This window comes from Nocardioides sp. YIM B13467 (genome assembly GCF_042788075.1).
In the GTDB taxonomy this organism is placed as follows: domain Bacteria; phylum Actinomycetota; class Actinomycetes; order Propionibacteriales; family Nocardioidaceae; genus Nocardioides.
Map to the genome: position 1 here is coordinate 73,493 of NZ_JBHZPJ010000046.1, position 22,038 is coordinate 95,530.

Genomic DNA, 22,038 nt, shown 5'->3' on the forward strand with positions numbered 1-22,038 from the left:
TCGGTGGTCCCGCCCTCGGGGGCTTAAGGCTCTCCCGGATGCCGGCGCGTCGGGAAAGCCTGGGTGAGTGAGCGAAAGTCTTCCCACCCACCTCCGCCTGTCGTCGCCCGACCTGTCTGCGGGCACCCGCATCGATCTCGACGACCTCGCCAAGCGGTACGTCGTCGGCGAGTCCACGGTCACCGCTCTTTCCGAGGTCAACCTCCACATCGACGAGAATGCGTTCGTCGTGGTTCTCGGGCCATCGGGATGCGGCAAGACCACGTTGCTGAACATGATCGGTCTCCTCGACAGCCCCACCGAGGGGAGGGTCGCTCTCAACGGTCGGGATGTCACCGGTTCATCACGGCGTGACCGGTTCGCTCTGCGGCGACGGACTGTCAGCTTCGTCTTCCAGACCTTCAACCTGTTCCCCGGGCTCACCGCGGCGGAGAACGTCCAGTTCGGTGCCGATGTCGCCGGCCGTCCGGGGGCGACGGAGGTGGCTTGGGAGATGCTCGAGCGGGTCGGCCTCGGCGACCGGACGGACCACTTCCCTCACCAGCTCTCCGGCGGCGAGCAGCAGCGGGTCGCGATCGCTCGGGCGCTCGCCACCGACAATCCCATTCTGCTGGCCGATGAACCGACGGGTGAGCTCGACTTCCGTACGGGGGTGCAGATCCTGGAGCTGCTCCAGCAGCAGGCGGAGTCCGGCAAGACAGTGCTCGTGGTGACCCACAACCGGGAGATCTCGAAGGTGGGCGACCGCGTCATCGAACTGTCCAGCGGACGAATCGTCAGTGACGGGCGGCCCATCGGTGGAAAGAGTCGCACCGAGGACCTGCGTTGGTAGCGCCATGAGCCCGTGGTCAGTCCAGCTCTGGGTGCGGTGGTCGTGGCGCGACCTCCGTCGACGCTGGCTGCTGGTGACCGCCTTGGCGCTGGTGATCGCCGTTGGAACGGGCGTGTACGCCGGTCTGGGCGCCACCAGCGCGTGGCGGATCCAGTCCAACGATCGCAGCTACAGCAGTCTGCGCATGCACGACCTGCGGGTGGAGCTTCCGGACGGCGGGTTCGTGGCGGGAGGGACGCTGGAGCGCGCGGCTGCCGGTATCGAGGACGCCTCGTCGATCGAGACGGCGGTCGAGCGACTGGTGGTGCCGACCCTGGTGGATGCTTCGACCGCGAACGACGAGCTGATCGTTCCGGGTGAGGTGGTCGGCATGGAGACCGGCACATCTCGGGTCGATGGTCTCTACGTCACTCATGGCCGCGGTCTGCGCGCCGGCGATGAGGAAGAGGGCGTCGCCGTGCTCGAGTCCAAGTTCGCCGATGAGCACGAGCTTCCGACGCGTGGCCGGCTGCTGGTCAGCGCCGAGACGCCGGTCGAGTATGTCGGCACCGGCTACACACCCGAGTACTTCCAGGTCACCGGCCGAAGCGGGATGGTGCTGGGGGAGACCGGCTTCGCCGTGGTCTTCATGCCGCTCGCCGCCGCCCAGAAGGTCAACGGTCGCCCGGACCAGGTGAACGACCTGGTCGCCCGGCTGCGGCCGGGTGCCGACGAGGAGCGCGTACGTGACCAGCTGACCGCTGCGGTGGAACCGTACGGCGGCACCGTCACCACCAGGGCGGAAGATCCCGTACACCGGGCGCTGTACGAGGACGCCCGCAACGACCAGACGACATGGAACGTCTTCGCCTTCCTGATCCTCTTCGGTGCGGCATTCGCGGCGTTCAACCTGGTGACCAGGATGATCGAGGCACAACGTCGCGAGATCGGGGTCGGGATGGCCCTGGGAGTCTCGCCATGGGTGCTGGCGATCCGTCCGATGCTCGTCGGGTTGCAGATCTCCATCCTTGGCGTCGTGGCCGGAATCGGGGTCGGCTGGCTGACCGGGATCGCGATGGGGGAGGTGATGGCCGACCTGCTCCCGCTGCCGATCTGGGAGACGCCGTTCCAGGCAGGTCGCTTTGCCGAAGGAGCTGCGTTCGGCCTCGCCATCCCTGTGCTCGCCACGGTCGTGCCGATCGTCCAGGCACTGCGGATGGCGCCGGTCGATGCGATCCGGTCAGGTGCCTATGGCTCCGCACGCTCGGGAGGACGTCTGCTGCGGCTGGTCACGAAGGCGCGCCTGCCGGGCCGGACCTACGTGTCGATGTCGCTGCGCAACGTGCTGCGCGCGCCTCGCCGTTCCCTTCTCACCATGCTCGGGGTCGCGGCGGCCATGACGTCATTGGTGGCAGTCCTGGGACTGCTGGACACGTTCAACGCTGCTGGTGATGCGAATGCCGCTGAGCTCGAACGCAGCAGTCCCGAGCGGCTGGTGGTCACTCTCGATACGTTCCATCCCACTGGCTCGGACCTGCCGCGCGCGGTCACCGAGACCGACGGCGTCGCCGAGTCGCAGGCTCAGCTCGCGGTCCCCGCGACGCTCCGCCACGGCGACGGCGATCTGGAGGCGGTTGTCCAAGTGGTCGACTTCGCGAACGAGATCTGGACGCCCACCCTGGTCAGCGACAGCGGGCCAGATCACGGCATCGTACTGTCGGAGAAGGCAGCCGACGATCTCGGAGTGGCGCCCGGGGACATGCTCGCCGTACGCCATCCGGTGCTGTCCCAGACCGGGCTCCGGATCGTGACCAGCCAGATCCCGGTTCGGGCACTCCACCCCGACCCGTGGCGCACATTCGCCTATCTCGACACCGAGGGTGCGACCAGATTCGGTCTGGCGGGGGCCGTCAACCAGATCGTCGTCGTGCCTGACGGGGATGCCGACCAGGTGACCCGCAGCCTGTTCCGGTTGCAGGGGGTGACCTCCGTCGAGCCTGCGTCGAGCTTCGCGGAGGTGCTCGACAACGCCTTGGGACAGTTCACCGGGATCCTGAGCATCATCGAGGTGGCCACGCTGCTGCTGGCAATGCTGATCGCCTTCAACTCTGCCAGCATCAGCGCCGACGAGCGTGCCCGAGAGCACGCCACCATGTATGCCTTCGGTGTTCCCACGCGACTCGTGATGGCGATGGCGGTCGTCGAGAGTGCCGTCATCGGCTTGCTCGGGACACTGGTGGGGCTCGCAGGGGGCTATGTCGCGCTCAGCTACGTCGTCTCCGGGTTCGATGACGTGACTCCGGAGCTTCTCGTCGTGCCCACGCTCTCAACCGTGACCGTCCTGAGCACCCTCGCCCTCGGTGTCCTCGTCGTCGCGGTGGCACCCGCGTTCGGAGTACGCCGCGAGCGGCGGATGGACATCCCGGCCACGCTTCGCGTGGTGGAGTGATGGCCCGCACCTCGACGCAGCGGCCGGGCGGGCGCCGTGCCACCGGTTATGCGCAAGAACGGTCGGGTCGGCCGGGCGGCGCCGGTGGTTGAGTTGGGCACATGCGTACAGAACAGATTCGGTTTCCAGACGGATACGGCACGCCGAGCGAGCTGATGGCCTGGGAGGACGTACGTCAGCAGCTGGTCGAGGCGAAGCAGTTCTGGTTCGCGTTCGAGAGACCGGGGCGGAGTCCGCACGTGACGCCGCTGGACGGGATCTGGTTCGAGGACAAGCTGGTCTACGGCGGCAGCCCGGAGACGCTGCACCGGCGGCTCGCGACCGAGCACCCGAAGGTGACGGTGAACCTCCCGGATCCGTGGAAGTTGGTCGTCATCGAGGGCGAGGTGCGGACAACACCTTTCGCCCCCGAGACGGCCGAGGAGATCGCGGGGCTGTTGAACGCGAAGTATCCCGAGTACGGCGAGAACGTCTTCGAGGCGAAGCACTACGTCGAGGGGGCGCCGGCGGTGCTTCCACGGCGGATCCGGGCCTGGACGTCGTTCCCGAAGGACGCGACCGCCTTCGTCTTCGACTGACTTCCAGCTGGTCCGCGCTAGTCTCGAAGGGATGCACTTCACCGACTACGACACTCGGGTGGCGGCGTACGCCGTCATCGTCGACGACGCGGGGCGGATCCTGCTGAGCTGGTTCAACGGCAACCACCGCAACGACCCCGGCTGGACGCTGCCGGGTGGCGGCGTCGACTACGGCGAGCAGATGCCCGCCGCAGTCGTGCGCGAGGTGAAGGAAGAGACCGGCTACGACGTCGAGGTCGGGGCTCCGCTGACGACGAACGTGTACGTGGTGCCGTTCGACCCCGGTCGGCGGCCCTATCAGTCCACGCGGGTGGTCTTCGAGGCGCGGATCGTCGGGGGTGAGCTGGGCACGCTGGAGGTCGACGGAACCACCGACTACGCCGCGTGGATCCCCCTGGACGACCCCGCGATCGGAGCCGACTCCACCAGCCCCATCGTCCGGATGGGGATCGCGGCCCTGAAGGTCGCTCAGTCGACCCAGTAGTTGTCGTGGAGCTTGTAGAACTCGGCCATCTCGTCCGGACCGAGCTCGGTGCCCTCGGCCAGCTCGCGCAGCCCCTCGAAGTAGCCCTCCCGCGGCGCGCCCGGGGTGAAGTGGAGCAGCATCGAGGCGGGCTCGTCGGTGGTGTTGCGGAAGCCGTGCAGGCCGCCGACCGGCACGTGCACGAAGTCGCCGGCGCCGGCCGGGATCCACTCCTCGCCGTTGTAGATCCGGACGGTCCCGGTCAGCACGTAGAACGACTCGGCCACGGCACGGTGGAAGTGGGGACCGGGGCCGGTCTCGTTGGGACCGAAGTGCCAGCGGTAGAGCCCGTAGTCACCTGCGGTCGTCGCTCCGGTGGCGAGATAGTCGACCTTCACGCCGTTGGGGTAGGACAGGTCGGGCGGGGTGGTGTCGGGACGGTAGAACGCCGAGACCTCACCGGCCTCGCCGTCGTAGCGCTCGGGCGGGTAGGGAACGCCTCTGGTCCCCATCGACTCTGGAAGTGACATGGGCACAACCTGCCCGATCCGTCCGGGGTTGGGAAGCGGATTAAGGTGGCTCGGGTGACGTGGCTCGACAGGCTCGCAGACGTGGTTCGTGACCTGCTCGAGGAGTGGTCGCTGACACCCGACGGCGAGGCGACCCACGGCAACACCGCTCTGGTCGTACCGGTCCGCACCGCCGACGGCGAGGCCGCGATGCTGAAGGTCGTCCGGCCCCACTGGGAGGCCGAGCACGAGGCGCTGGCGCTGCAGACCTGGGGCGGCCGGGGTGCCGTACGCCTTCTCCGGGCCGACCCGAAGCGCTTCGCGCTGCTGCTGGAACGGCTGCACGCCGAGGACCTCTCGGAGCTCTGGGACGTGCAGGCGTGCGAGATCGTGGGTGGGTTCTACCGGCGGCTGCACGTCCCGGCCCCGCCGCAGATGCGTACGTTGTCGGCGCAGGCCGCGCGCTGGGCGAGCGAGCTGGGCGAGAGGGAGCGGCGGCTTCCGGTGCCGCCGCGGATGGTCGAGCAGGCCCGGGCGATCGCGCGCGACTTCGCCGCAGACGAGGCCACCGACGGGAAGCTGATCCACACCGATCTGCACTTCGAGAACGTGCTCCAGGGCGATCGCGAGGAGTGGCTGGTGATCGACCCGAAGCCCCTCTCCGGCGACCCGCACTACGAGCTCGCGCCGATGCTGTGGAACCGCTTCGAGGAGTACGCAGGGCGGATCCGCGACGGCGTACGGATGAGGTTCTTCGCCCTCGTCGACGCCGCCGAGCTCGACGAGGACCGCGCCCGGGCCTGGGCGGTCCTGCGGCTGGTCGTCAACGTCAAGGACGAGGTCGAGGACAACCACGCGCCCGACAAGGCTGGACCTGATAAAGAGTGGATCACCGCGATGATCTCGGTCGCGAAGGCGGTTCAGGACTGAGAAACTCGCGTGCCTGAAACAGGCGCGGGCTGGAGAATCTGCGCCATGCCCATCGTGCGAAGCGTCAACATCGGTCAGTCCAAGCCCGCGGAGTGGGCGGAGGTCGGCGCCACGTCGATCGAGAAGCTCGCCACGCCCGAGCCGGTGACGGTCGGCAGGGAGGGCATCGTCACCGACACCCAGACCGACCGCCGCCACCACGGCGGCGAGGAGCAGGCGGTCTACGCCTTCGCCCGCGAGGACCTCGACGTGTGGGGCTCACGGTTGGGCGTAACGCTTCGTGACGGGCAGTTCGCCGAGAACCTCACCACCGAGGGGATCGACATCAACGCGGCTCTGGTGGGGGAGCAGTGGCGGATCGGGACGGTACTGCTGCAGGTCTGTAGCGTGCGTACGCCGTGCAACGACTTCAAGAACTGGATGGGCGTCTCGGGCTATGACAACGCCCAGTGGGTCAAGAGGTTCACCCAGGAGGCCCGGCCGGGGCCCTACCTGCGCGTCCTCGAGGAGGGGCAGCTGCAGGCCGGCGACGAGATCGTCGTGGTCCACCGCCCCGACCACGACATCACCGTCGCCACGCTCTTCAGAGCCCTCACCACCGACCGCAGCCTGCTCCCGAGCCTCATCGGCATCGACGGGCTCGGGGACAAGCCGCGGGCGGTGGCGGAGAAGTACGTCGCAGCCCAGCGTTAAGGACCGCAGTGCGTCTGCTCCTCCTTGGATGGTGCGACCTCGGCTGGCCGCCCTTTGCTGCAACCGCGCAAGTAGTAACCCTCGGGGGAGATGCCCTGGATCTCGAGCTTGTTCAGCTGGTCCGTGGTGAGCTCGCCGGTCGGGATCAGCGCGACGGCCACGTTGTCTTCGGTGATGGTCGCGTCGAACCGCTGCTTGCCGACCCAGAACCAGGCGGACTCCAGCGTCTCGTTGCCGAGCGATCGCGTCACCCGGACCCCTTCTGCGGTCTCGGTCCACTCGGTGGTCGGCGGTTCCCGCACCACGTCACCCCGCTCGGGATGGACCAGATTGCCGTCGGCGTCGTAGGCGCGGAACGTTGCCGACGTGACGGCGACCCGGTGGTCGGTCCAGGCGACCGCGACGCCATTGACGATGGTCGCCGGGAAGTCTTCACCGCTCGAGGTGAAGACCACTTCGGCGACGTTCATCTTTTCGGGGAGGGGGAGCAGGAACTCTGTGCCGTCGCCGGTGACTGCACGAGTGAAGTCCTCCCACTGCCCGGTCTCGGCGAAGGTGCCCCAGACCTGGGGTTGGCCGAATGCCCCCGCGAGATCGGGCTCGCTGTCGGCGTCCCGCCCGGCGCTCTGCGACGTCGAGCAGGTCACCTCATAGTCGGGGCCGTCGAAGATCGCCATGGCCGTCGAGCCACGCTTCTCGGCGAGGAATGGCCAGGTGTCTGACGGGATCTCCTGGACCTCATCGGGGTCGATGGCATTGTTCGCCTCGGGGGCGTACTCGTACAGGAGGTCCACGTCAGCCCAGGCCGTCTCCAGGCACCGCTTGCTCAGCGTGTCGAGCTCCTCGGAAGTGAGGTTGGTCGGGTTGCCCGACCAGTCGACCGGAGTTTTCTGCCCGGGCGCGGCCGTCCTCGACGGTTCGGGGGTGGCGATGTTCGAGTCGATCAGCCGATCGGGGATCGCGACGTACGCCATGACCCCGGCGAGCGAGAAGGCGGCGACGGCGGCGACCGCCTTCGACCCGCGACGGAGGCGACGCATCCGGTCGCCCCGGCGCAGGATCTCGTCGGCAGGAAGATCCAGGGTCTGGCGACTGCTGTTGCGCAGCAAGGTCTCGATGTCGTTCATGACAGCATCCCTTCGGGGTTGGTCAGCTGCAGCCGCAGAGTCTTGAGCGCATGGTGGAGCGTGGCGGAGACGGTGCCGCGAGCGATGCCGAGCTCGTGGGCGGTCGTCTCGGCGTCCAGGTCGAGGAAGTAGCGCAGCGCGACCACCTGGCGTTGGCGCGGTGGCAGCCGGCGTACGGCCTCCAGCAGGTCGTGGTCGACGTCGGAGTCGTGGCGGGGGAGCTGTTCGGGTGTCTCGGGAACCGTCAGCTCGCGGCGGCGCTTGCGCCACCAGGAGATGTCGACGTTGATCGCCGTGCGAACCACCCACGCCGCCGGGGAGTTGGCCAGCTTGACCGTCGGCCAGCGCGACCAGGCGCGCGCGAAGGCCTCGGCGGTCGCCTCCTCGGCCCGCCCGGGATCCATGCCAGTCGCGATCGCCGCACGCAGGCAGCGGTCCTTGGCACCGACGTAGAAGTCGGTGAATTCTTCTCGGCTCACGCCTGGGTGACGCACACGAGCCATTATCGGTTTAGCCACCCGGATAACTGTTTGACGGTTCTGCTCAGCCTCGCCAGACTCACTCCCAAACAACTCTTGGGAGGTTTGGTGGACGAGGAGATCTCGCGACTGCGGGCGGCCGGGCACCCGCTGCGGCTTCGGATGCTGTCACTGCTGACGGGCGCGGAGCTGTCGGCCGCGGAGGTGGCGCGCGAGCTCGACCTGACGCATGCCAACGCCTCCTACCATCTCCGGCTGCTCGATAGCGCCGGGCTGCTCGAGGTCGCGGGCGAGGAGCGGATCCGAGGAGGGGTCGCGAAGCGATACCGGTACGCCTGGCGCCGCGACGCAGCCCAGGGGCCGCCGTCCAGGGAGGACGACGAGGTCCACACCCGCGCGATCGCCGAGGAGCTCGTACGCCGCCGCCGCTTGCGCGCCGATGGACCGGCCATCGTCTCGGACGCGGAGATGTGGGTCGACCCCGATGTCTGGCAGCGGGTCCACGACCTCGTCCGGGAGGCCAGCGGTCTGCTCCACGACAACGCACGTCCGCCGCGTACGGAGGGCACGATCCACGTGAACCTGACAGCCTCCGCCTTCGTGATGGGTGAGGACCAGTGAGCATCAAGGAGAGCCTCTTCGTCCTGAAGGATCGCGACTTCGGGTGGTTCTTCGCGTCGCGGTTCGTGAACATGGCCGGCACCTCGATGTCGCACATCGCGCTGGCCTTCGCGGTGCTGGAGGTCACCGACTCGGCGTCGGCGCTGGGTGCCGTCGTGGCGGCACACACCATCCCGATGGTCATCTTCCTGCTGGTCGGAGGCGTGATCGCCGACCGGTTCCCGCGGCGGCTGGTCCTGCAGATCTCGAACCTGTCCTCGGCGCTCACCCAGGCCGTGGCCGCCGGGCTGATCATCACCGGCAGCGCCGAGATCTGGATGCTGATCGTCCTCGAAGCGGTCAACGGCACCATGTCGGCGATGGCGTACCCGGCGATGCAGGGCATGGTCCCGCAGCTGGTCGCGAAGAAGGACCTGCAGCCGGCCAACCTGCTGCTGTCGATGTCGCGAGGCGCGCTGACGATCCTCGGGCCGTCGGCCGCGGCCGTCCTGGTCGTCGGGGTCGGTGCCGGCTGGGCGCTGGCGATCGACGCGCTGACCTGGCTCCTCGCCGCGATCTTCCTGCTGCCGGTCCGGATCCCGCGTCGCGACAAGACGGGCCCGAAGACGTCGGCCATCGCAGACCTGGTCGAGGGATGGACGTACGTCCGTTCCACCACCTGGCTGTGGGTCGTCGTGCTCGCCTTCATGGCGATCAACACGATGTGGTCCGGCGGGATGCAGGTGCTGGGGCCGGCGTACGCCAAATCCTCTTCGCTGGGGGTCCACGGCTGGGGGTTGGGCAACTCGGCCCAGGCGATCGGGATTCTGGTCATGACGTTCGTGCTGATGCGGCTGACCCTCCGGTACCCGCTGCGGGCCGGGATGCTCGGCGTCACGCTGATGGGGCTGCCGTTCATCGCGCTCGGTCTGTGGCCGGAGACCGTGCCTTTCGTCATCGCGATGGCTGTCGCCGGCGCCGGGATAGAGATCTTCGGGCTCGGCTGGAACCTCGCGATGATGGAGAACGTGCCCGAGGAGATGCAGTCGCGGGCGTGGTCGTACGACATGCTCGGGTCCTACATCGCGATGCCGATCGGACAGCTGATGTACGGGCCGCTGGGGGAGTCTTTCGGGACACGACCGGTGTTCCTGGCGAGCGGTGTTCTCTGTGTCTTGATCTGTCTTGCCACGGTTGGGGTGCCTTCCGTGGCTAGGCTGCAACGCGTCGAGCAACCTGCCACCGAAGGAACGCCCGTATGAGCCTGAACACCTCCGTCGTCGACGAGCTCTTCCAGCAGCGCTTCGAGGAGAACCTGACTCCGGGGCTGGCCTATGGGGTCGTACGCGGCTCCGAGCTGCTCCACTCCGGCGCGTTCGGGGCGACGACCGAGGGTGGTCCGGCGCCGACGGCCGAGAGCGTCTTCCGGATCGCGTCGATGTCGAAGTCGTTCACGGCGGCCGCGGTGCTGCTGCTGCGCGACCGCGGGCTGGTCGACCTGGACGAGGCGATCGCGCAGTACGTGCCCGAGCTCGTCGACCAGGCGCCCTACTCCGCCGACTCCCCGGCCGTGACGCTGCGGCTGCTGCTCTCGATGTCGGCCGGTCTGCCGACCGACGACCCGTGGGGCGACCGGCAGGAGTCGCTGTCCTACGACGACTTCGGGACGTTCCTCGACGGAGGCTTCTCGACCGGGCGGGAGCCGGGGGTCGGGTTCGAATACTCCAACCTCGGCTATGCGCTGCTCGGGCGCGCGATCGAGAACGTGGTCGGTGGTTCGTCTCCCGAGGGTGCGAACCGGGACTTCGTCGAGCACGAGCTGCTGGCGCCGCTGGGGATGACGTCCTCGGCCTACTCGCCCGACGCGGTGCCGAACCGAGTGCCGGGTCATGTGCCGCCGCTGCATCCGGCGTGGGCCGGCGACCGGCTCGAGGGCCCGCCGACGTGGGCCGCGATCCCGCCGGTGCCGTCCGGGTCGTTCGCGGCGATGGGTGGTCTGCACTCCTCGGTCGCCGACCTGGCGCGCTGGGTCGGCGGTTTCCTGGGAGCCTTCTCCGCCGCCGCCGACGGGCATCCTCTGTCGAAGGCGTCGCGGCGGGAGATGCAGCAGCTGCACCGGTTCGGCTCGGTGTCGGCCTCGCTGGGGTTCGACGGTCCCGAGGCGGGTGTCGGAGCGGTCGCGGCGGGCTATGGCTACGGCCTGATGGTCGACCACGACAGCCGGCTCGGGAAGTTCGTCCACCACTCCGGCGGCTACCCCGGCTACGGCTCGCGGATGGTCTGGCACCCCGAGACCGGCCTGGGCGTGATCACGCTGTCCAACAGCACGTACGCAGGGGGCTACCCGACCGCGATGACCGCGCTGCGCTCGCTGGTGTCCGACGAGCTCGCCGGGGGTGGCCCGCACCGGTTCTCGACGGTGGTCAAGGGCTTGCGGCCGCGGCTCGACTCGGCGCTGGAGGCCGCGGTCGAGCGGCTGCGTACCTTCGATCCTGCGGGTGCTGAGGTCTTCGCGCTGCCGTCGCTGTTCGCCGACAACGTCGAGCTCGACGCCCCCGACGCCGGGCGGCGCGTCCAGATCACCCAGGCGCGCGCGAAGGTCGGGCTGCCGCTCGGCGGCGCGCCCTACGGCTACTTCTCCCGCGCGATGGGTGTCGCGCTGGCCGTGGTGCCGGCCGAGAAGGGCCGCTACGACATCGAGGTCATGCTCTCGCCGGAGGCCGAGCCGCGCATTCAGACCCTGCGCGTCAACGCCGTCCCCGACGCCCACGGTGGCCTCGTCGCCGCTGCCCGTGCCGCCCTCGAGGAGAACTCCCCGGTCATCGCCGCCCTCCGGGCCTTCGGCGAGCCCGAGCTGATCACGACGCCCTTGTCGGGGGATGGTTCGTCGAAGGCCGACTTCCTGGTCGTCGCCGGCACGACCTACTGGAAGATCGCGGTGACCAAGACGACCACCGTCACCGCCCTCCCCACCTCCGACTACCCCCGCCTCACCTACCTCGCCTCCGCCCTCCGCGGCTGACCCCTGCCGAGGCGTCACCTACGTCGGCCGAGATGGCATTCCGCTGCCAACTCGGCCGACGTAAGTGACGTCTCGGCCGGCGGGAGCGACGCCTCGGCGGGGTTGCTCCGTTCGAACAAATGTTCGATACTCATTGAGTGGGAGTGGTAGCGGGGATTGAGCGACACCAGAAGCTGGCTCAGATCGAGCAGCTCCGGTCGAAGGTGCGACGGCTGGAGCAGAAGCCGGGCATCGGCGCGGAGCTGGCGACGCACGAGGCGCTCGGTGGGGTGGTGCAGCTCCGGGCCGGAGGGACGTACGCGGCCGACTCGCTGTCGCTGGCCATGCTGCTGCTCGCGGGGCCGTCGGCGGCGGGGGAGTGGACCGCCGTCGTCGGGGTGGAGGACTTCGGCGTCGAGGCGGCGGCCGAGGCCGGGGTCGACCTGGAGCGGACCATCCTGGTGCCACGGCCCAAGGACTCCTGGCTGGAGGCGACCGCGGCGCTGGTCGACGTGGTCACGCTGGTGCTGGTTCGGCCGACCGGTCGGGTGACCCCGGGCGTCGCGGAGAAGATCGGTGCCCGGCTGCGCACCCGCGGCGCCGCGCTGGTCGCGCTGGGGGAGTGGCCGAGAGCAGACGTACGTCTGCGGGCGACCGAGCCGCGCTGGGTCGGGCTGGGCAACGGCGACGGCCATCTTCGGGCGAGAAGGATGGTGGTCGAGGCGGTGCGCGGGACGGCTCCGCCGCGGCGTACGGCGCTCTGGTTCCCGGCCGAGGACGGCGGTCTGCGGCGCGTCCTCGAACCTGTCGCTGACCTTGCTGACCTGCGGAAACAGGAGTCGGCATGAGTCGCACGCTGGTGGTCTGGTGCGCCGACTGGCCAGTGGCCGCGGCGCTGGGCGAGCAGGGGCTGCCGCGGCATCTGCCCGCCGCGGTCTTCGCGCAGAACCGGGTCCAGGCCTACAACCAGGCGGCGCGGGAGTTCGGGATCAAGCGCGGGATGCGGCGCCGCGACGCGCAGTCGCGCTGCCCGGAGATCCAGGTGCTCGCCGCCGACGAAGCCCGTGACGCGCGGGTCTTCGAGGAGGTGCTGGTGCGCCTGGAGGAGCTGCGTCCCGGCGTCATGCCGCTGCGTCCCGGGCTGGTCGCGCTGCGCTCGCCCGCACGCTTCTACGGCGGCGAGGCCGAGGCCGGCGCGGCGATCGCCGAGTGCGTGGTCGGGCTCGGGATCTGGGACGTACGGATCGGCATCGCCGATGAGCTCTTCACCGCCGAGCAGGCCGCGCGGAGCGCCGGGCTGCAGGAGACGTACGCCGTCCCGGCAGATGGCGGCTCCACCGCGTTCCTGCGCGCCCTGCCGGTCCATGTGCTCGAGGACGCGAACGCGGTCAGCCTGCTGCAGCGGCTCGGCCTGACCACGCTCGGCGGCCTCGCCGACCTGCCCGGCGCCGACGTCAAGGCGCGCTTCGGCGCGCAGGCCGCCTGGGTCCGCCGGGTGATCCACGGCGAGGGAGCGCGGCCGGTGACGGGGCGTACGCCACCGCCCGAGCTCACCACCGAGGTGGCCTTCGAGCCGCCGCTCGACTCCGCGGAGGCGGTCTGCTTCTCGGCCCGGCAGGCGGCAGAGGGGTTCGTCAAGGGCCTCGCGACGCGCCAAGAGGTCTGCACCGAGGTGCGGATCGAGGTCGCCATGGAGGACGTCCCGGACTCGGTACGCACCTGGGCGCATCCGCGGTGGTTCTCCTCCGTCGATCTCATCGACCGGCTGCACTGGCAGCTGGCCGGGGTCGTTGCGGGCGGGGCGGTGACCGGGGTCCGCTTCGTCCCCGAGGTCGCCGTCTCCGAGGCGGTCCACGCCGACGGTCTCTGGGGTGGCACGAACGAGCGCGTCGATCGCGGCATCGCCCGGGTGCAGGGCCTGCTCGGCCACGAGGCCGTCGTCGCCCCGGTGCTCCAAGGCGGCCGGACCCCACGCGACCGGCAGGCGTACGTCCCCTGGGGCGANTTGTGCAGAATCCCGGTTGGTTCGCTGGTCTCGGAGGCCCGGAGTACGGGCTATTACTTACCCTCGCAGCTCAGCGTTCACGCCCCTGGTTCCCCTGGATTACCCCGCACCCGTTGTGTCCCGGGCAGAAGAGGCACGCCTCTTTCGAGGTGGTCGGCCTTCACGTTTACGCCTGTGCCGAGCCTATCACATCAAAGCAAACCAAGGCCATGAAAAATTCTCGGAAACCCAATCAGGGACAGGTATCCCAAACCCAAGCCAGACCGCTGCTGGAAGCCCGCAAGACAGGTAAATGGCACCCCACCCAGGCACCCTGCTTCTAAATCTCCCAACCCAGACACCGTATTGGCCCCACCCACGCTGGAAGTCCTCACGAGCGAAAAGCGAAACCGTTAACCTCTGTCACCGATGACCATGACCGAGATCGGCGCGGCCTACGACGGCCGCGCAGCCGAGTACATCGACCTGTTCGGAACGATCGACAAGCTCGCCGAGCGCGACCGCGAGACGATCACCACCTGGCGAGACTCCACGACCGGCCCTCTCCTCGATGCCGGCTGCGGCCCCGGCCTCTGGAGCCAGGAGCTCACCACAGGCGGCGTACGCGACGTGGTTGGCCTAGATGCCTCAGCCGAGTTCGTCGCCGCAGCACGAGCGCGGTACCCGGACGTCAGCTTCCAGCGAGCGGACCTCGCCGCGCTCCCGCTGCAGGACAGGTCGGTCGGCGGAATCCTGGCGTGGTACTCGATCATCCACACCCCACCCGCTGACCTCCCCGCGATCCTCGACGGGTTCGCCCGCGTGCTCACGCCCGGCGGGTCGGTGCTGATCGGGTTCTTCGACGGCGAGCCCGGCGAGGCGTTCGACCATGCAGTGCATACGGCCTACTACTGGTCCGCCGAGGCACTGGGAGACCTGCTGGCACCGCACGGGTTCGTCGTCGAGCAGGCGTCAGCCCGGCAGGACCCGGGTGCGCGCCGCCGCCAGGGTGACCTGGTCGCGACGCGCACCGGTTGAGCCGTCATCCGTCAGTAGTGGCGTACGCAGTCCCGCAGGGTGAGCGCGGTCTCCATGGCTGCCGCGGCGGCCTCGTAGCCCTTGTCCTCGCTGGACCCCTCGAGCCCGGCCCTGTCGAGCGCCTGCTCCTCGTTGTCGCAGGTCAGCAGACCGAAACCGACGGGGATGAGGTGGTCGATCGCGATCCGGTTCAGCCCGTCGGTGGCGGCCGAGCAGACGTAGTCGAAGTGCGGGGTGCCACCGCGGATGACCACGCCCAGCGCGACGATGGCGTCGTAGCCCGACTTTGCGAGCGCGGCCGCGGCGACCGGGAGCTCGAAGGCGCCCGGGACCCGGACGACCGTCAGGCCACCGACAGCGGCGTCCTTGAGTGCTCGCTCGGCGCCGTTCAACAGGCCGGCCATCACCTCGTCGTGCCAGCGCGCGGCCACGACGGCGACCCGCAGGTCGCTCGCGTCGACGACCTCGGGGGCGGGGGCTCCCTTGCCACTCATCAGTTCTCCTCGTGCAGATCGGGCAGAGCGTGACCCATCCGGTCACGCTTGGTCAGCAGGTAGGCGAGGTTGTGCTCGTTGGGTCGCGGGGTGAGCGGAACCCGCTCGGCGACCTCGACACCGTACGCCTCCAGGTGACTCACCTTCTCGGGGTTGTTGGTCATCAGGCGCACCGAGTCGACCTTGAGGTCGCGCAGGATCTGCGAGGCGGCGCCGTAGTGTCGCGCGTCGGCCGGGAGGCCGAGATCGAGGTTGGCGTCGACGGTGTCGCGACCTCCGTCCTGGAGCTGGTAGGCCTGCAGCTTGGCGAGCAGCCCGATCCCGCGGCCCTCGTGTCCGCGCAGGTAGACCACCACACCGCAGCCCTCCGCCGCGATCCGCGAGAGGGCTTCCCGCAGCTGCGGCCCGCAGTCGCAGCGCCGCGACCCGAAGACATCCCCTGTCAGGCACTCCGAGTGCACTCGCGCGAGGACCGGGTCGCATCCGGCGATGTCACCGTAGACCAGCGCGACGTGCTCGACCCCGTCGTCGATGGTGCGATAGCCGTACGCGGTGAAGTCACCGAACTCGGTTGGCAGCCGCGTCACCGCGCGCCGCTCGACCAGCACCTCGGTACGCCGCCGGTAGGTGACCAGGTCGGCGATCGAGATCATCGCGAGACCGTGCTCGTCGGCGAACTCCCGCAGCTGGGGGGCGCGCTGCATGGTGCCGTCGTCGTTGACGAGCTCGACCAGCGCACCGGCGGGCTCCAGACCGGCCAGCCGGGTCAGGTCGACCGCGGCCTCGGTGTGACCGACCCGCACCAGCACTCCCCCGTCGCGTGCCCGCAGCGGGAAGACGTGGCCGGGCCGGGTCAGGTCACCTGCCACCGACGACGGGCCGGCGAGCAGCCGGGTCGTGAGCGCCCGGTCGGCCGCCGAGATGCCGGTCGAGACGCCCTCGCGAGCGTCCACCGAGACCGCATACGCGGTCTGCTTGCGGTCCTCGTTGACACGAGTCATCGGCGGCAGGTCGAGAGCGTCGAGCCGCTCCCCCGGCAGCGCCACGCAGATCACGCCGGAGGACCAGCGGATCGCGAACGCCATCACCTCCGGCGTCGCCAGCTCGGCGGAGAAGATCAGGTCGCCCTCGTTCTCCCGGTCCTCGTCGTCGACGACCACGACGGGCTTGCCGGCCGCCAGGTCGGCGATCGCGTTCTCAACCGGATCCAGCCGGACCCCGACGTACTGCTCGGTGCTGTTCTCGTTGTTCACGGCCGAACCCCTCCCAGAAGCTTCTCGACGTGCTTGGCGATGATGTCCGTCTCGAGGTTGACCTCGTCGCCGACGGCCCGGAACCCCAGCGACGTACGCGCCAGGGTCTCGGGGATGAGGCTCACCGTGAAGGTGTCATCGGTCACGGAGACGACAGTGAGGCTGATCCCGTCGACCGCGATCGAGCCCTTCTCGACGACATAGCGCGCCAGCTCGGGCTCCAGGGAGATCGTGACCACCTCCCAGTGTTCGCTGGGCTCACGGGAGACGACGCGCCCGACTCCGTCGACGTGACCCTGGACGATGTGGCCACCGAGCCGGGTGCTCGGGGTGACCGCGCGCTCCAGGTTGACCTGGTCGCCGACCGAGCGCGCGTGCAGGCTGGTGCGCTTGAGCGTCTCCAGCATCACGTCGGCGGTCCACTCGTTCTCCCCGAGCGTGGCGACGGTCAGGCAGCAGCCGTTGACCGCGATGGAGGCTCCCAGCTCGGCGTCCGACAGCACGGTAGCGGCGGAGATGGTCAGGCGTACGGCGTCGCCCTGGTCCTCGATCCCGGCGACGGTGCCGAGCTCCTCAACAATCCCGGTGAACATCACTGCTCCCCTCTGTATTGGTTTTCTTGGGCTGGTTCCAGAATGAACCGAACGTTCGGCTCCTCGCCCGGTGCGGCCGGAGAGAGCACGTCGACAGAGCGCACCCGCGGCCGGAAGGCGTCGGAGATGGTGGTGATCCCGAGGTCGGCGACGGCCGAGCGACCGGCGCCGAGCAGGAACGGGGCGACGTAGACGACGATCTCGTCGACGAGGCCCGCCTCCAGGAAGGCCGCGGCCAGCGTCGGCCCGCCCTCGAGAAAGACATGGCGGCGCTCGCGCTCCCACAGGGCGGCCAGGGCCTCGTGCGGGTCGCGCGTGCGGAGGTGGAGGGACGGCGCCTGCGCGTCGAAGATCCGGCGGTCCTCGGGAAGGTCGCGCTCCCCCATGACGACCCGGAGAGGCTGTACGCCGACCGGCCGGTCCTCCAGGTCACGGACCGTCAGCGCGGGGTCGTCCACCGCGACCGTGTTGGTCCCGACCAGCATCGTGTCGCTCAGCGCCCGCAGCTTGTGGGTGTCGAGCCGCGCGGCGCGCGAGGAGACCCAGCGCGAGGTGCCGTCGGCGGCGGCGCTGCGCCCGTCGAGCGTGGTGGCGAACTTCCAGGTGACGTAGGGGCGCTGCAGCTCGGCCGCCCGGGTCCAGACCCGGTTGAGCTCACGGGACTCCGCTGCGTACAGGCCCTGCTCGACCTCGATGCCCGCCTGCTTCAGTGTGGCGGCGCCACCGGCGGCGACCGGGTTGGGGTCGGACTGGGCGTAGACGACACGGGCGACGCCGGCCTCGATCAGCGCCTGCGAGCAGGGGCCGGTGCGGCCGGTGTGGTTGCACGGCTCGAGGGTCACGACTGCGGTCGCTCCCCGAGCGGCCTGCCCGGCGCCGGCCAGCGCATCGACCTCGGCGTGAGGCGTGCCGGGCCCGCGGTGGTAGCCCTCGGCGATCATCGACCCGTCAGGCCCCAGGAGTACGCAGCCCACCCGCGGGTTCGGATAGATGGCAGGTCCCGGGGCGCCGATCGCAGCGGCCAGCTCCAGGGCGCGACGCATCGCTCCCGGCTCCGGGTCACGCTGGTCCAAGCACTTCATCTGATCCCCTCTGGTCCGTCTCACGGACTCCGGGGTCAGGCCGAGACATCGCGCCGCGCCCTGTTGCTCTGGGCGGTCACGACGAATCGGGCTGCGTGCGTCTTCCCATCCGGACTTTAACCGTCGGTCCAAGATTCTCACTTGGTCAACCGATGACTGGCTGTCATCGGGTCGCGGACTTCTGGACCTGGATCCAGTCACCGCCGGCTCGGAATTTCACCGACCCCAGAGCACGCGAGCACAAGCTCGTCTTCAACCAGTGTGCCACACGCGTGGCACGACACCTGATCAGGCGTCGACTGCTGAGACGGCCTTGTCGCGCAGCGCGTTGACCATCGCATCCGGGTCGGCGGCCGAGTAGACGGCTGAGCCGGCGACGAAGACGTCGGCGCCGGCCTCGGCGCAGCGCTCGATGGTCTCCAGCGAGACGCCGCCGTCGACCTGCAGCCAGGTCTCGACGCCGGCCTTGTCCATCATCGCCCTCGCCCGGCGGATCTTGGGCAGCACCAGGTCGAGGAACTTCTGCCCGCCGAAGCCGGGCTCGACGGTCATCAGGAGGACCATGTCGAGCTCGGCCAGCATGTCCTCGTAGGGCTCGATCGGCGTGGCCGGCTTGAGCGCCATCGAGGCGCGCGCGCCCTTGGCGCGGATCTCGCGGGCCAACCGGACCGGGGCCTTGGTGGCCTCGACGTGGAACGTCACCGAGCCACAGCCGGCCTCGACGTACGCCGGGGCTTCGCGGTCGGCGTTCTCGATCATCAGGTGGGCATCGAGCGGCGTGTCCGTGGACCGCGCCAGCGCCTCGACCATCGCCGGACCGAAGGTCAGGTTGGGCACGAAGTGGTTGTCCATCACGTCGACATGGACCCAGTCGGCGCTGGGGATCCGGGCAACTTCCGCCCCGAGGGCTGCGAAGTCGGCGTTCAGGATGGACGGAGTGATCTGGATGTGGCCCACGGAAGGCACCCTAGATGACCCCGAGGGGTCAGAGAGCAGCCAGGTCGGCGTACGTCAATCCCTCGAGCGTGTCGCGGAAGACCCGGCGCTCGCCGGGGGCGACGGGGACGTGGTTCTCGACGACCAGGACCGTGCAGCCGGCAGCCTCGGCGGAGCGCGCTCCGGTGTTGGAGTCCTCCACCGCGATGGTGTCCGCGGCCGCGACACCGAGGGCCGCGGCCGCGGTCAGGTAGGGCTCGGGATGGGGCTTGCCGTTGCGGACCATGTCGCCGGTGACGATCACCTTGAAGGTGCCCTCGGGAAGCTGCTGGAGGATGGGGCCGACGAACCGGGCGTACGACATCGTCACCAGCGCGCACGGCACGCCCTGCTCGAACAGGTCGGTGAGCAGCTCACGCGCTCCCGGTCGCCACGGCACCTCACGCTCGACCTGCTCGACGACGCCGTCGAGGAGCATCTCGACGATCTCCTCGGGCTCGTGGGGAAGGCCCATGCCCTCCTTGACCAGCCGCGCCGACTCGATCAGCGCGTTGCCGACCAGCTCCATCGCCTGCTCCTCGGACCAGGTCGCCCCGAAACGCTCGGCGATGGCGTACTCCGCAGCGATCCAGTAGGGCTCGGTGTCGACCAGGGTGCCGTCCATGTCCATCAGGATCGCGGCCGGGAAGTGCCTGGACGGGCTGCCAGGTGCCTGGTTGGTGTTCAGCGGAGCCTCCGGTGGGACGAGATCGGGTCGCGAGTGCGGGACCAACATTAGGGCCTGCCCAGCGGAGGAGGGTCAGCGGCGGACGGCGGTCAGAGCAGGTCGGCGATCAGCCCGGCGGCGCGATCGGCGCCGTCTGTCTCGACCGGTCTGCTGCGGCGCTCGCGACCGATCTCGTCGGCGATCGCCCGCGCGAGCGCGTCCGGAGTGAGGTCGTGGTATTCGAGACAGCGGCCCGCACCGTACTGCTCGAGCCGGTGTCGGACGTGGATGTTCTGCTCGAAGTGGTGGCGCAGCGGCACGTAGATGAACGGCGTGCCGGCAGCGGTCAGCTCCATCGTCGTGGTCAGCCCGCCCTGCACCACGGCAAGGTCGCAGGCGCCGAGGAGGCGGTAGAGGTCGGGGACGAAGCCGAGCACCTCGAAACCGGGGCGCGCTCGGACGACGCCGGTGTCCAGCCGCGGGCCCGTCACGACGATCATCCGAAGGTCCGGTACAGCTGCGCGGGCGGCGTCGAAGGCGCCTTCCACCCGGCGGAGCAGGTGGCTGCCGACTCCGGACCCACCGACGGTGACCACGCAGATCCGCTCGTCCGGTCGCCAGCCGAGCTCCTGCCGTAGCCGCGCCTTGTCGGCGATCGAGCCGGGATCGATGCCGGTGACGTAGCCGCTGAAGTCGTAGTGCTGCCGCGTCCAGGCCGAGATCTCGGGCAGATCGTCGCCGAAGCGCCCGGGCACGACGTCCTCGGGGTTTCCGACGAAGATCGCCCGGTCACGAAGGCGCGGACTGCGCTCGATGTGTTCGAGCATCTCGGCGTTGTGATCGGCAGTGACGAACCGTGCCCGCTCGTCGTCGCCGGGCATCGGGAGGAAGCCGACGAAGTCGGTCAGCCACGCGTAGCCGAAGCGCTTGAGCTCTGGGTTCTCGTGCAGGAAATGGTCGACGTCCCACGCCTCGTCGCCGACGACGAGGTCGTAGTGCTCGTCGCGGACGAGGTCATCGAAGACCATGAAGTTGTTGACGAGGACCTCGTCCATGCGCCGCATCGCCTCGAAGACGTGCAGGTCGTGCTCGCCCGACTCCTCCTCGATGTGGCGCGACTCGTTCGCGAGCCACCTGCTGGCCGGGTGGACCCGCTCGCCGGCCGCCTCGAGGACCCGGGTCACCGGGTGCTGGGCGAGCCAGTCGACCTGGACGTTCTCGTGACGCTCCCGGAGCGCCCGCGCGATCGCGAGGTCGCGGCGCGCGTGACCCAGCCCGATCGGCGAGGAGAGGTAGAGGACCTTCTTCGGCCGGTGGGACGCGCGGACCCAGGTGCGGTTCACCGGCGGCGAGGAGTGGACCGCGTCCGCGAAGTCCTTGATCAAGTGATTGATCTTGACGGGGTCGCGGCCCACCGGGCCGTGCCCGCTGCCCTCGAGCAGCACCAGCGACCCTCCGGTGAGCTCGACGAGGCGCTCACTGATCGCGACCGGTCGGATCTGGTCGTCGGTCCCGTGGATCGCGAGGACCGGGCACCGTACGCGGCCGCAGATCTCCTCGACGGAGGCGCACGTCACCCCGTCGCACCCGAGCCGTGCTGCGGTGGAGTCGGCGACGACCTGGGGCGTCGTCTCGTGCGCCCAGGCGATGCAGTCCTCGATCTGCTTGGTCGAGTGCGGCTCGGGGAACATCTTGGCGAAGAAGAACTCGAGGAAGTCGTCGTAGCCGTCATCGAGCCAGTAGTTGCGGTTGTACTTCGCCCATCCGTCGGTGGTGTCGAGGCGGGCGTCCCAGACGAAGGCGTCCCGCTCCTGGACGATCGGGAACCCGCAGGCCGCCCCGATCGCGACCAGTCCGGCCACCCGGTCCGGGTGGTCCGCGGCCAGGTGAATGCTCCACGTGACCCCGCACGACAGCCCCACGACGACCGCTCGGTCGGTGCCGGTGGCGTCGAGGACGGCGAGGGCGTCCGCGGCGTAGGCCTCGTTCGTGTACGCCGCGGCGCCTTCCGGCCGGTCGGACCGGCCGTTGCCACGCCCGTCGAAGGTCACGACCCGGAAGTGCCGCGCCAGGTAGCCGATCTGCGCCTTCCAGAACCGCGAGTGGATGATCGTCCAGGTCGGCATCAGCATGATGGTGCGGTCGCCCGGGCCGGCGGTCGCTGTGCCGTAGACCTCGTAGTGGACCTTGACGCCATCCGTCTCCACGTAGCCGTCAGCGTCGGGCTCGCGTGCCCTCATGGCCCCAGTGTGACCCGGTCGGGCCTGGTCGCGCCGGGCTTCGGCCGGAGAACGCACCGTGGGAGCCTCTCG

At 69.5% G+C, this 22,038-nt stretch carries 22 protein-coding genes and 1 riboswitch; of the genes, 12 read left to right on the forward strand and 10 right to left on the reverse strand.

All coding sequences use genetic code 11. The features are described from left to right. The first annotated feature begins 67 nt into the window (after positions 1-67). From ACFX43_RS07680 to ACFX43_RS07695, 4 genes are all read left to right on the forward strand, one after another. Positions 68-832 (forward strand): ABC transporter ATP-binding protein, encoded by a 765-nt coding sequence (locus ACFX43_RS07680; RefSeq protein ID WP_378819026.1) that lies wholly within the window; start codon positions 68-70, stop codon positions 830-832. Between the two features lie 4 nt (positions 833-836). Further along, positions 837-3,260 carry an ABC transporter permease gene (locus ACFX43_RS07685; RefSeq protein WP_378819028.1) on the forward strand — a complete coding sequence of 808 codons (2,424 nt, stop codon included), beginning with the start codon at positions 837-839 and terminating at the stop codon, positions 3,258-3,260. A gap of 101 nt (positions 3,261-3,361) precedes the next feature. Further along, positions 3,362-3,838 carry a pyridoxamine 5'-phosphate oxidase family protein gene (locus tag ACFX43_RS07690; RefSeq protein WP_378819030.1) on the forward strand — a complete coding sequence of 159 codons (477 nt, stop codon included), beginning with the start codon at positions 3,362-3,364 and terminating at the stop codon, positions 3,836-3,838. Positions 3,839-3,869: 31 nt separating this feature from the next. Beyond that, the gene (locus ACFX43_RS07695; protein WP_378819032.1) at positions 3,870-4,322 is read left to right on the forward strand and encodes an NUDIX hydrolase; all 453 of its coding nucleotides are present in this window, start codon (positions 3,870-3,872) and stop codon (positions 4,320-4,322) included. On the opposite strand, the gene ACFX43_RS07700 is transcribed toward ACFX43_RS07695, so the two are convergent. Then, on the reverse strand, positions 4,307-4,831 hold the full coding sequence (locus tag ACFX43_RS07700) for a cupin domain-containing protein (protein WP_378819035.1): 525 nt from the start codon (positions 4,829-4,831) through the stop codon (positions 4,307-4,309). The two genes, ACFX43_RS07695 and ACFX43_RS07700, sit on opposite strands and share 16 nt — an antisense overlap. A gap of 54 nt (positions 4,832-4,885) precedes the next feature. On the opposite strand from ACFX43_RS07700, the gene ACFX43_RS07705 reads away from it, so the two are divergent. Both ACFX43_RS07705 and ACFX43_RS07710 read left to right on the forward strand, forming a co-directional pair. Then, entirely contained in the window at positions 4,886-5,740 is an 855-nt protein-coding gene (locus ACFX43_RS07705) for an aminoglycoside phosphotransferase family protein (RefSeq protein WP_378819038.1), read from the forward strand. A gap of 45 nt (positions 5,741-5,785) precedes the next feature. Further along, positions 5,786-6,433: an MOSC domain-containing protein gene (locus ACFX43_RS07710; RefSeq protein WP_378819041.1), complete on the forward strand. Its 648-nt coding sequence runs from the start codon at positions 5,786-5,788 to the stop codon at positions 6,431-6,433. Here the strand turns inward: ACFX43_RS07710 and ACFX43_RS07715 are convergent. Beyond that, positions 6,430-7,560 carry a hypothetical protein gene (locus tag ACFX43_RS07715; RefSeq protein ID WP_378819043.1) on the reverse strand — a complete coding sequence of 377 codons (1,131 nt, stop codon included), beginning with the start codon at positions 7,558-7,560 and terminating at the stop codon, positions 6,430-6,432. The two genes, ACFX43_RS07710 and ACFX43_RS07715, sit on opposite strands and share 4 nt — an antisense overlap. Further along, entirely contained in the window at positions 7,557-8,039 is a 483-nt protein-coding gene (locus ACFX43_RS07720) for a sigma-70 family RNA polymerase sigma factor (RefSeq protein ID WP_378819045.1), read from the reverse strand. The genes ACFX43_RS07715 and ACFX43_RS07720 overlap by 4 nt, the downstream gene beginning before the upstream one ends. A 108-nt stretch (positions 8,040-8,147) precedes the next feature. On the opposite strand from ACFX43_RS07720, the gene ACFX43_RS07725 reads away from it, so the two are divergent. The 6 genes from ACFX43_RS07725 to ACFX43_RS07750 all read left to right on the forward strand — a co-directional run bounded on the left by ACFX43_RS07725 (position 8,148) and on the right by ACFX43_RS07750 (position 14,662). Continuing rightward, positions 8,148-8,660, forward strand: coding sequence for an ArsR/SmtB family transcription factor (locus tag ACFX43_RS07725; protein ID WP_378819047.1), 513 nt, complete (start codon positions 8,148-8,150; stop codon positions 8,658-8,660). Continuing rightward, on the forward strand, positions 8,657-9,901 hold the full coding sequence (locus ACFX43_RS07730; protein ID WP_378819050.1) for an MFS transporter: 1,245 nt from the start codon (positions 8,657-8,659) through the stop codon (positions 9,899-9,901). The genes ACFX43_RS07725 and ACFX43_RS07730 overlap by 4 nt, the downstream gene beginning before the upstream one ends. Next, positions 9,898-11,661, forward strand: coding sequence for a serine hydrolase domain-containing protein (locus ACFX43_RS07735; RefSeq protein WP_378819052.1), 1,764 nt, complete (start codon positions 9,898-9,900; stop codon positions 11,659-11,661). Before ACFX43_RS07730 ends, ACFX43_RS07735 begins: the two co-directional genes overlap by 4 nt. A 137-nt stretch (positions 11,662-11,798) precedes the next feature. Further along, positions 11,799-12,488, forward strand: coding sequence for a hypothetical protein (locus ACFX43_RS07740; protein WP_355018133.1), 690 nt, complete (start codon positions 11,799-11,801; stop codon positions 12,486-12,488). Continuing rightward, on the forward strand, positions 12,485-13,858 hold the full coding sequence (locus ACFX43_RS07745) for a Y-family DNA polymerase (protein WP_378819055.1): 1,374 nt from the start codon (positions 12,485-12,487) through the stop codon (positions 13,856-13,858). Before ACFX43_RS07740 ends, ACFX43_RS07745 begins: the two co-directional genes overlap by 4 nt. Positions 13,859-14,053: 195 nt before the next feature. Further along, positions 14,054-14,662, forward strand: coding sequence for a class I SAM-dependent methyltransferase (locus tag ACFX43_RS07750; RefSeq protein ID WP_378819058.1), 609 nt, complete (start codon positions 14,054-14,056; stop codon positions 14,660-14,662). An 11-nt stretch (positions 14,663-14,673) separates the two neighbouring features. Here ACFX43_RS07750 and ribH read toward each other — a convergent pair whose 3' ends face one another. The 7 genes from ribH to ACFX43_RS07785 form a co-directional block, all read right to left on the reverse strand. Continuing rightward, positions 14,674-15,156 (reverse strand): 6,7-dimethyl-8-ribityllumazine synthase, encoded by a 483-nt coding sequence (gene ribH, locus ACFX43_RS07755; RefSeq protein WP_378819060.1) that lies wholly within the window; start codon positions 15,154-15,156, stop codon positions 14,674-14,676. Then, entirely contained in the window at positions 15,156-16,409 is a 1,254-nt protein-coding gene (locus tag ACFX43_RS07760; RefSeq protein ID WP_378819063.1) for a bifunctional 3,4-dihydroxy-2-butanone-4-phosphate synthase/GTP cyclohydrolase II, read from the reverse strand. Before ACFX43_RS07760 ends, ribH begins: the two co-directional genes overlap by 1 nt. After that, the gene (locus ACFX43_RS07765) at positions 16,406-17,002 is read right to left on the reverse strand and encodes a riboflavin synthase (protein WP_378819065.1); all 597 of its coding nucleotides are present in this window, start codon (positions 17,000-17,002) and stop codon (positions 16,406-16,408) included. Before ACFX43_RS07765 ends, ACFX43_RS07760 begins: the two co-directional genes overlap by 4 nt. Further along, on the reverse strand, positions 17,002-18,075 hold the full coding sequence (ribD, locus tag ACFX43_RS07770; RefSeq protein ID WP_378840787.1) for a bifunctional diaminohydroxyphosphoribosylaminopyrimidine deaminase/5-amino-6-(5-phosphoribosylamino)uracil reductase RibD: 1,074 nt from the start codon (positions 18,073-18,075) through the stop codon (positions 17,002-17,004). Before ribD ends, ACFX43_RS07765 begins: the two co-directional genes overlap by 1 nt. 100 nt (positions 18,076-18,175) lie before the next feature. Then, a riboswitch (FMN riboswitch) is annotated at positions 18,176-18,322 on the reverse strand. 50 nt (positions 18,323-18,372) lie between these two features. Beyond that, positions 18,373-19,041, reverse strand: a complete 669-nt coding sequence (gene rpe / locus ACFX43_RS07775; protein WP_378819068.1) for a ribulose-phosphate 3-epimerase — start codon at positions 19,039-19,041, stop codon at positions 18,373-18,375. Positions 19,042-19,069: 28 nt separating this feature from the next. Beyond that, positions 19,070-19,795 (reverse strand): HAD family hydrolase, encoded by a 726-nt coding sequence (locus tag ACFX43_RS07780; protein ID WP_378819071.1) that lies wholly within the window; start codon positions 19,793-19,795, stop codon positions 19,070-19,072. 41 nt (positions 19,796-19,836) lie between these two features. Beyond that, positions 19,837-21,966, reverse strand: a complete 2,130-nt coding sequence (locus tag ACFX43_RS07785) for an alpha/beta fold hydrolase (protein WP_378819074.1) — start codon at positions 21,964-21,966, stop codon at positions 19,837-19,839. Between the last annotated feature and the right edge of the window lie 72 nt (positions 21,967-22,038).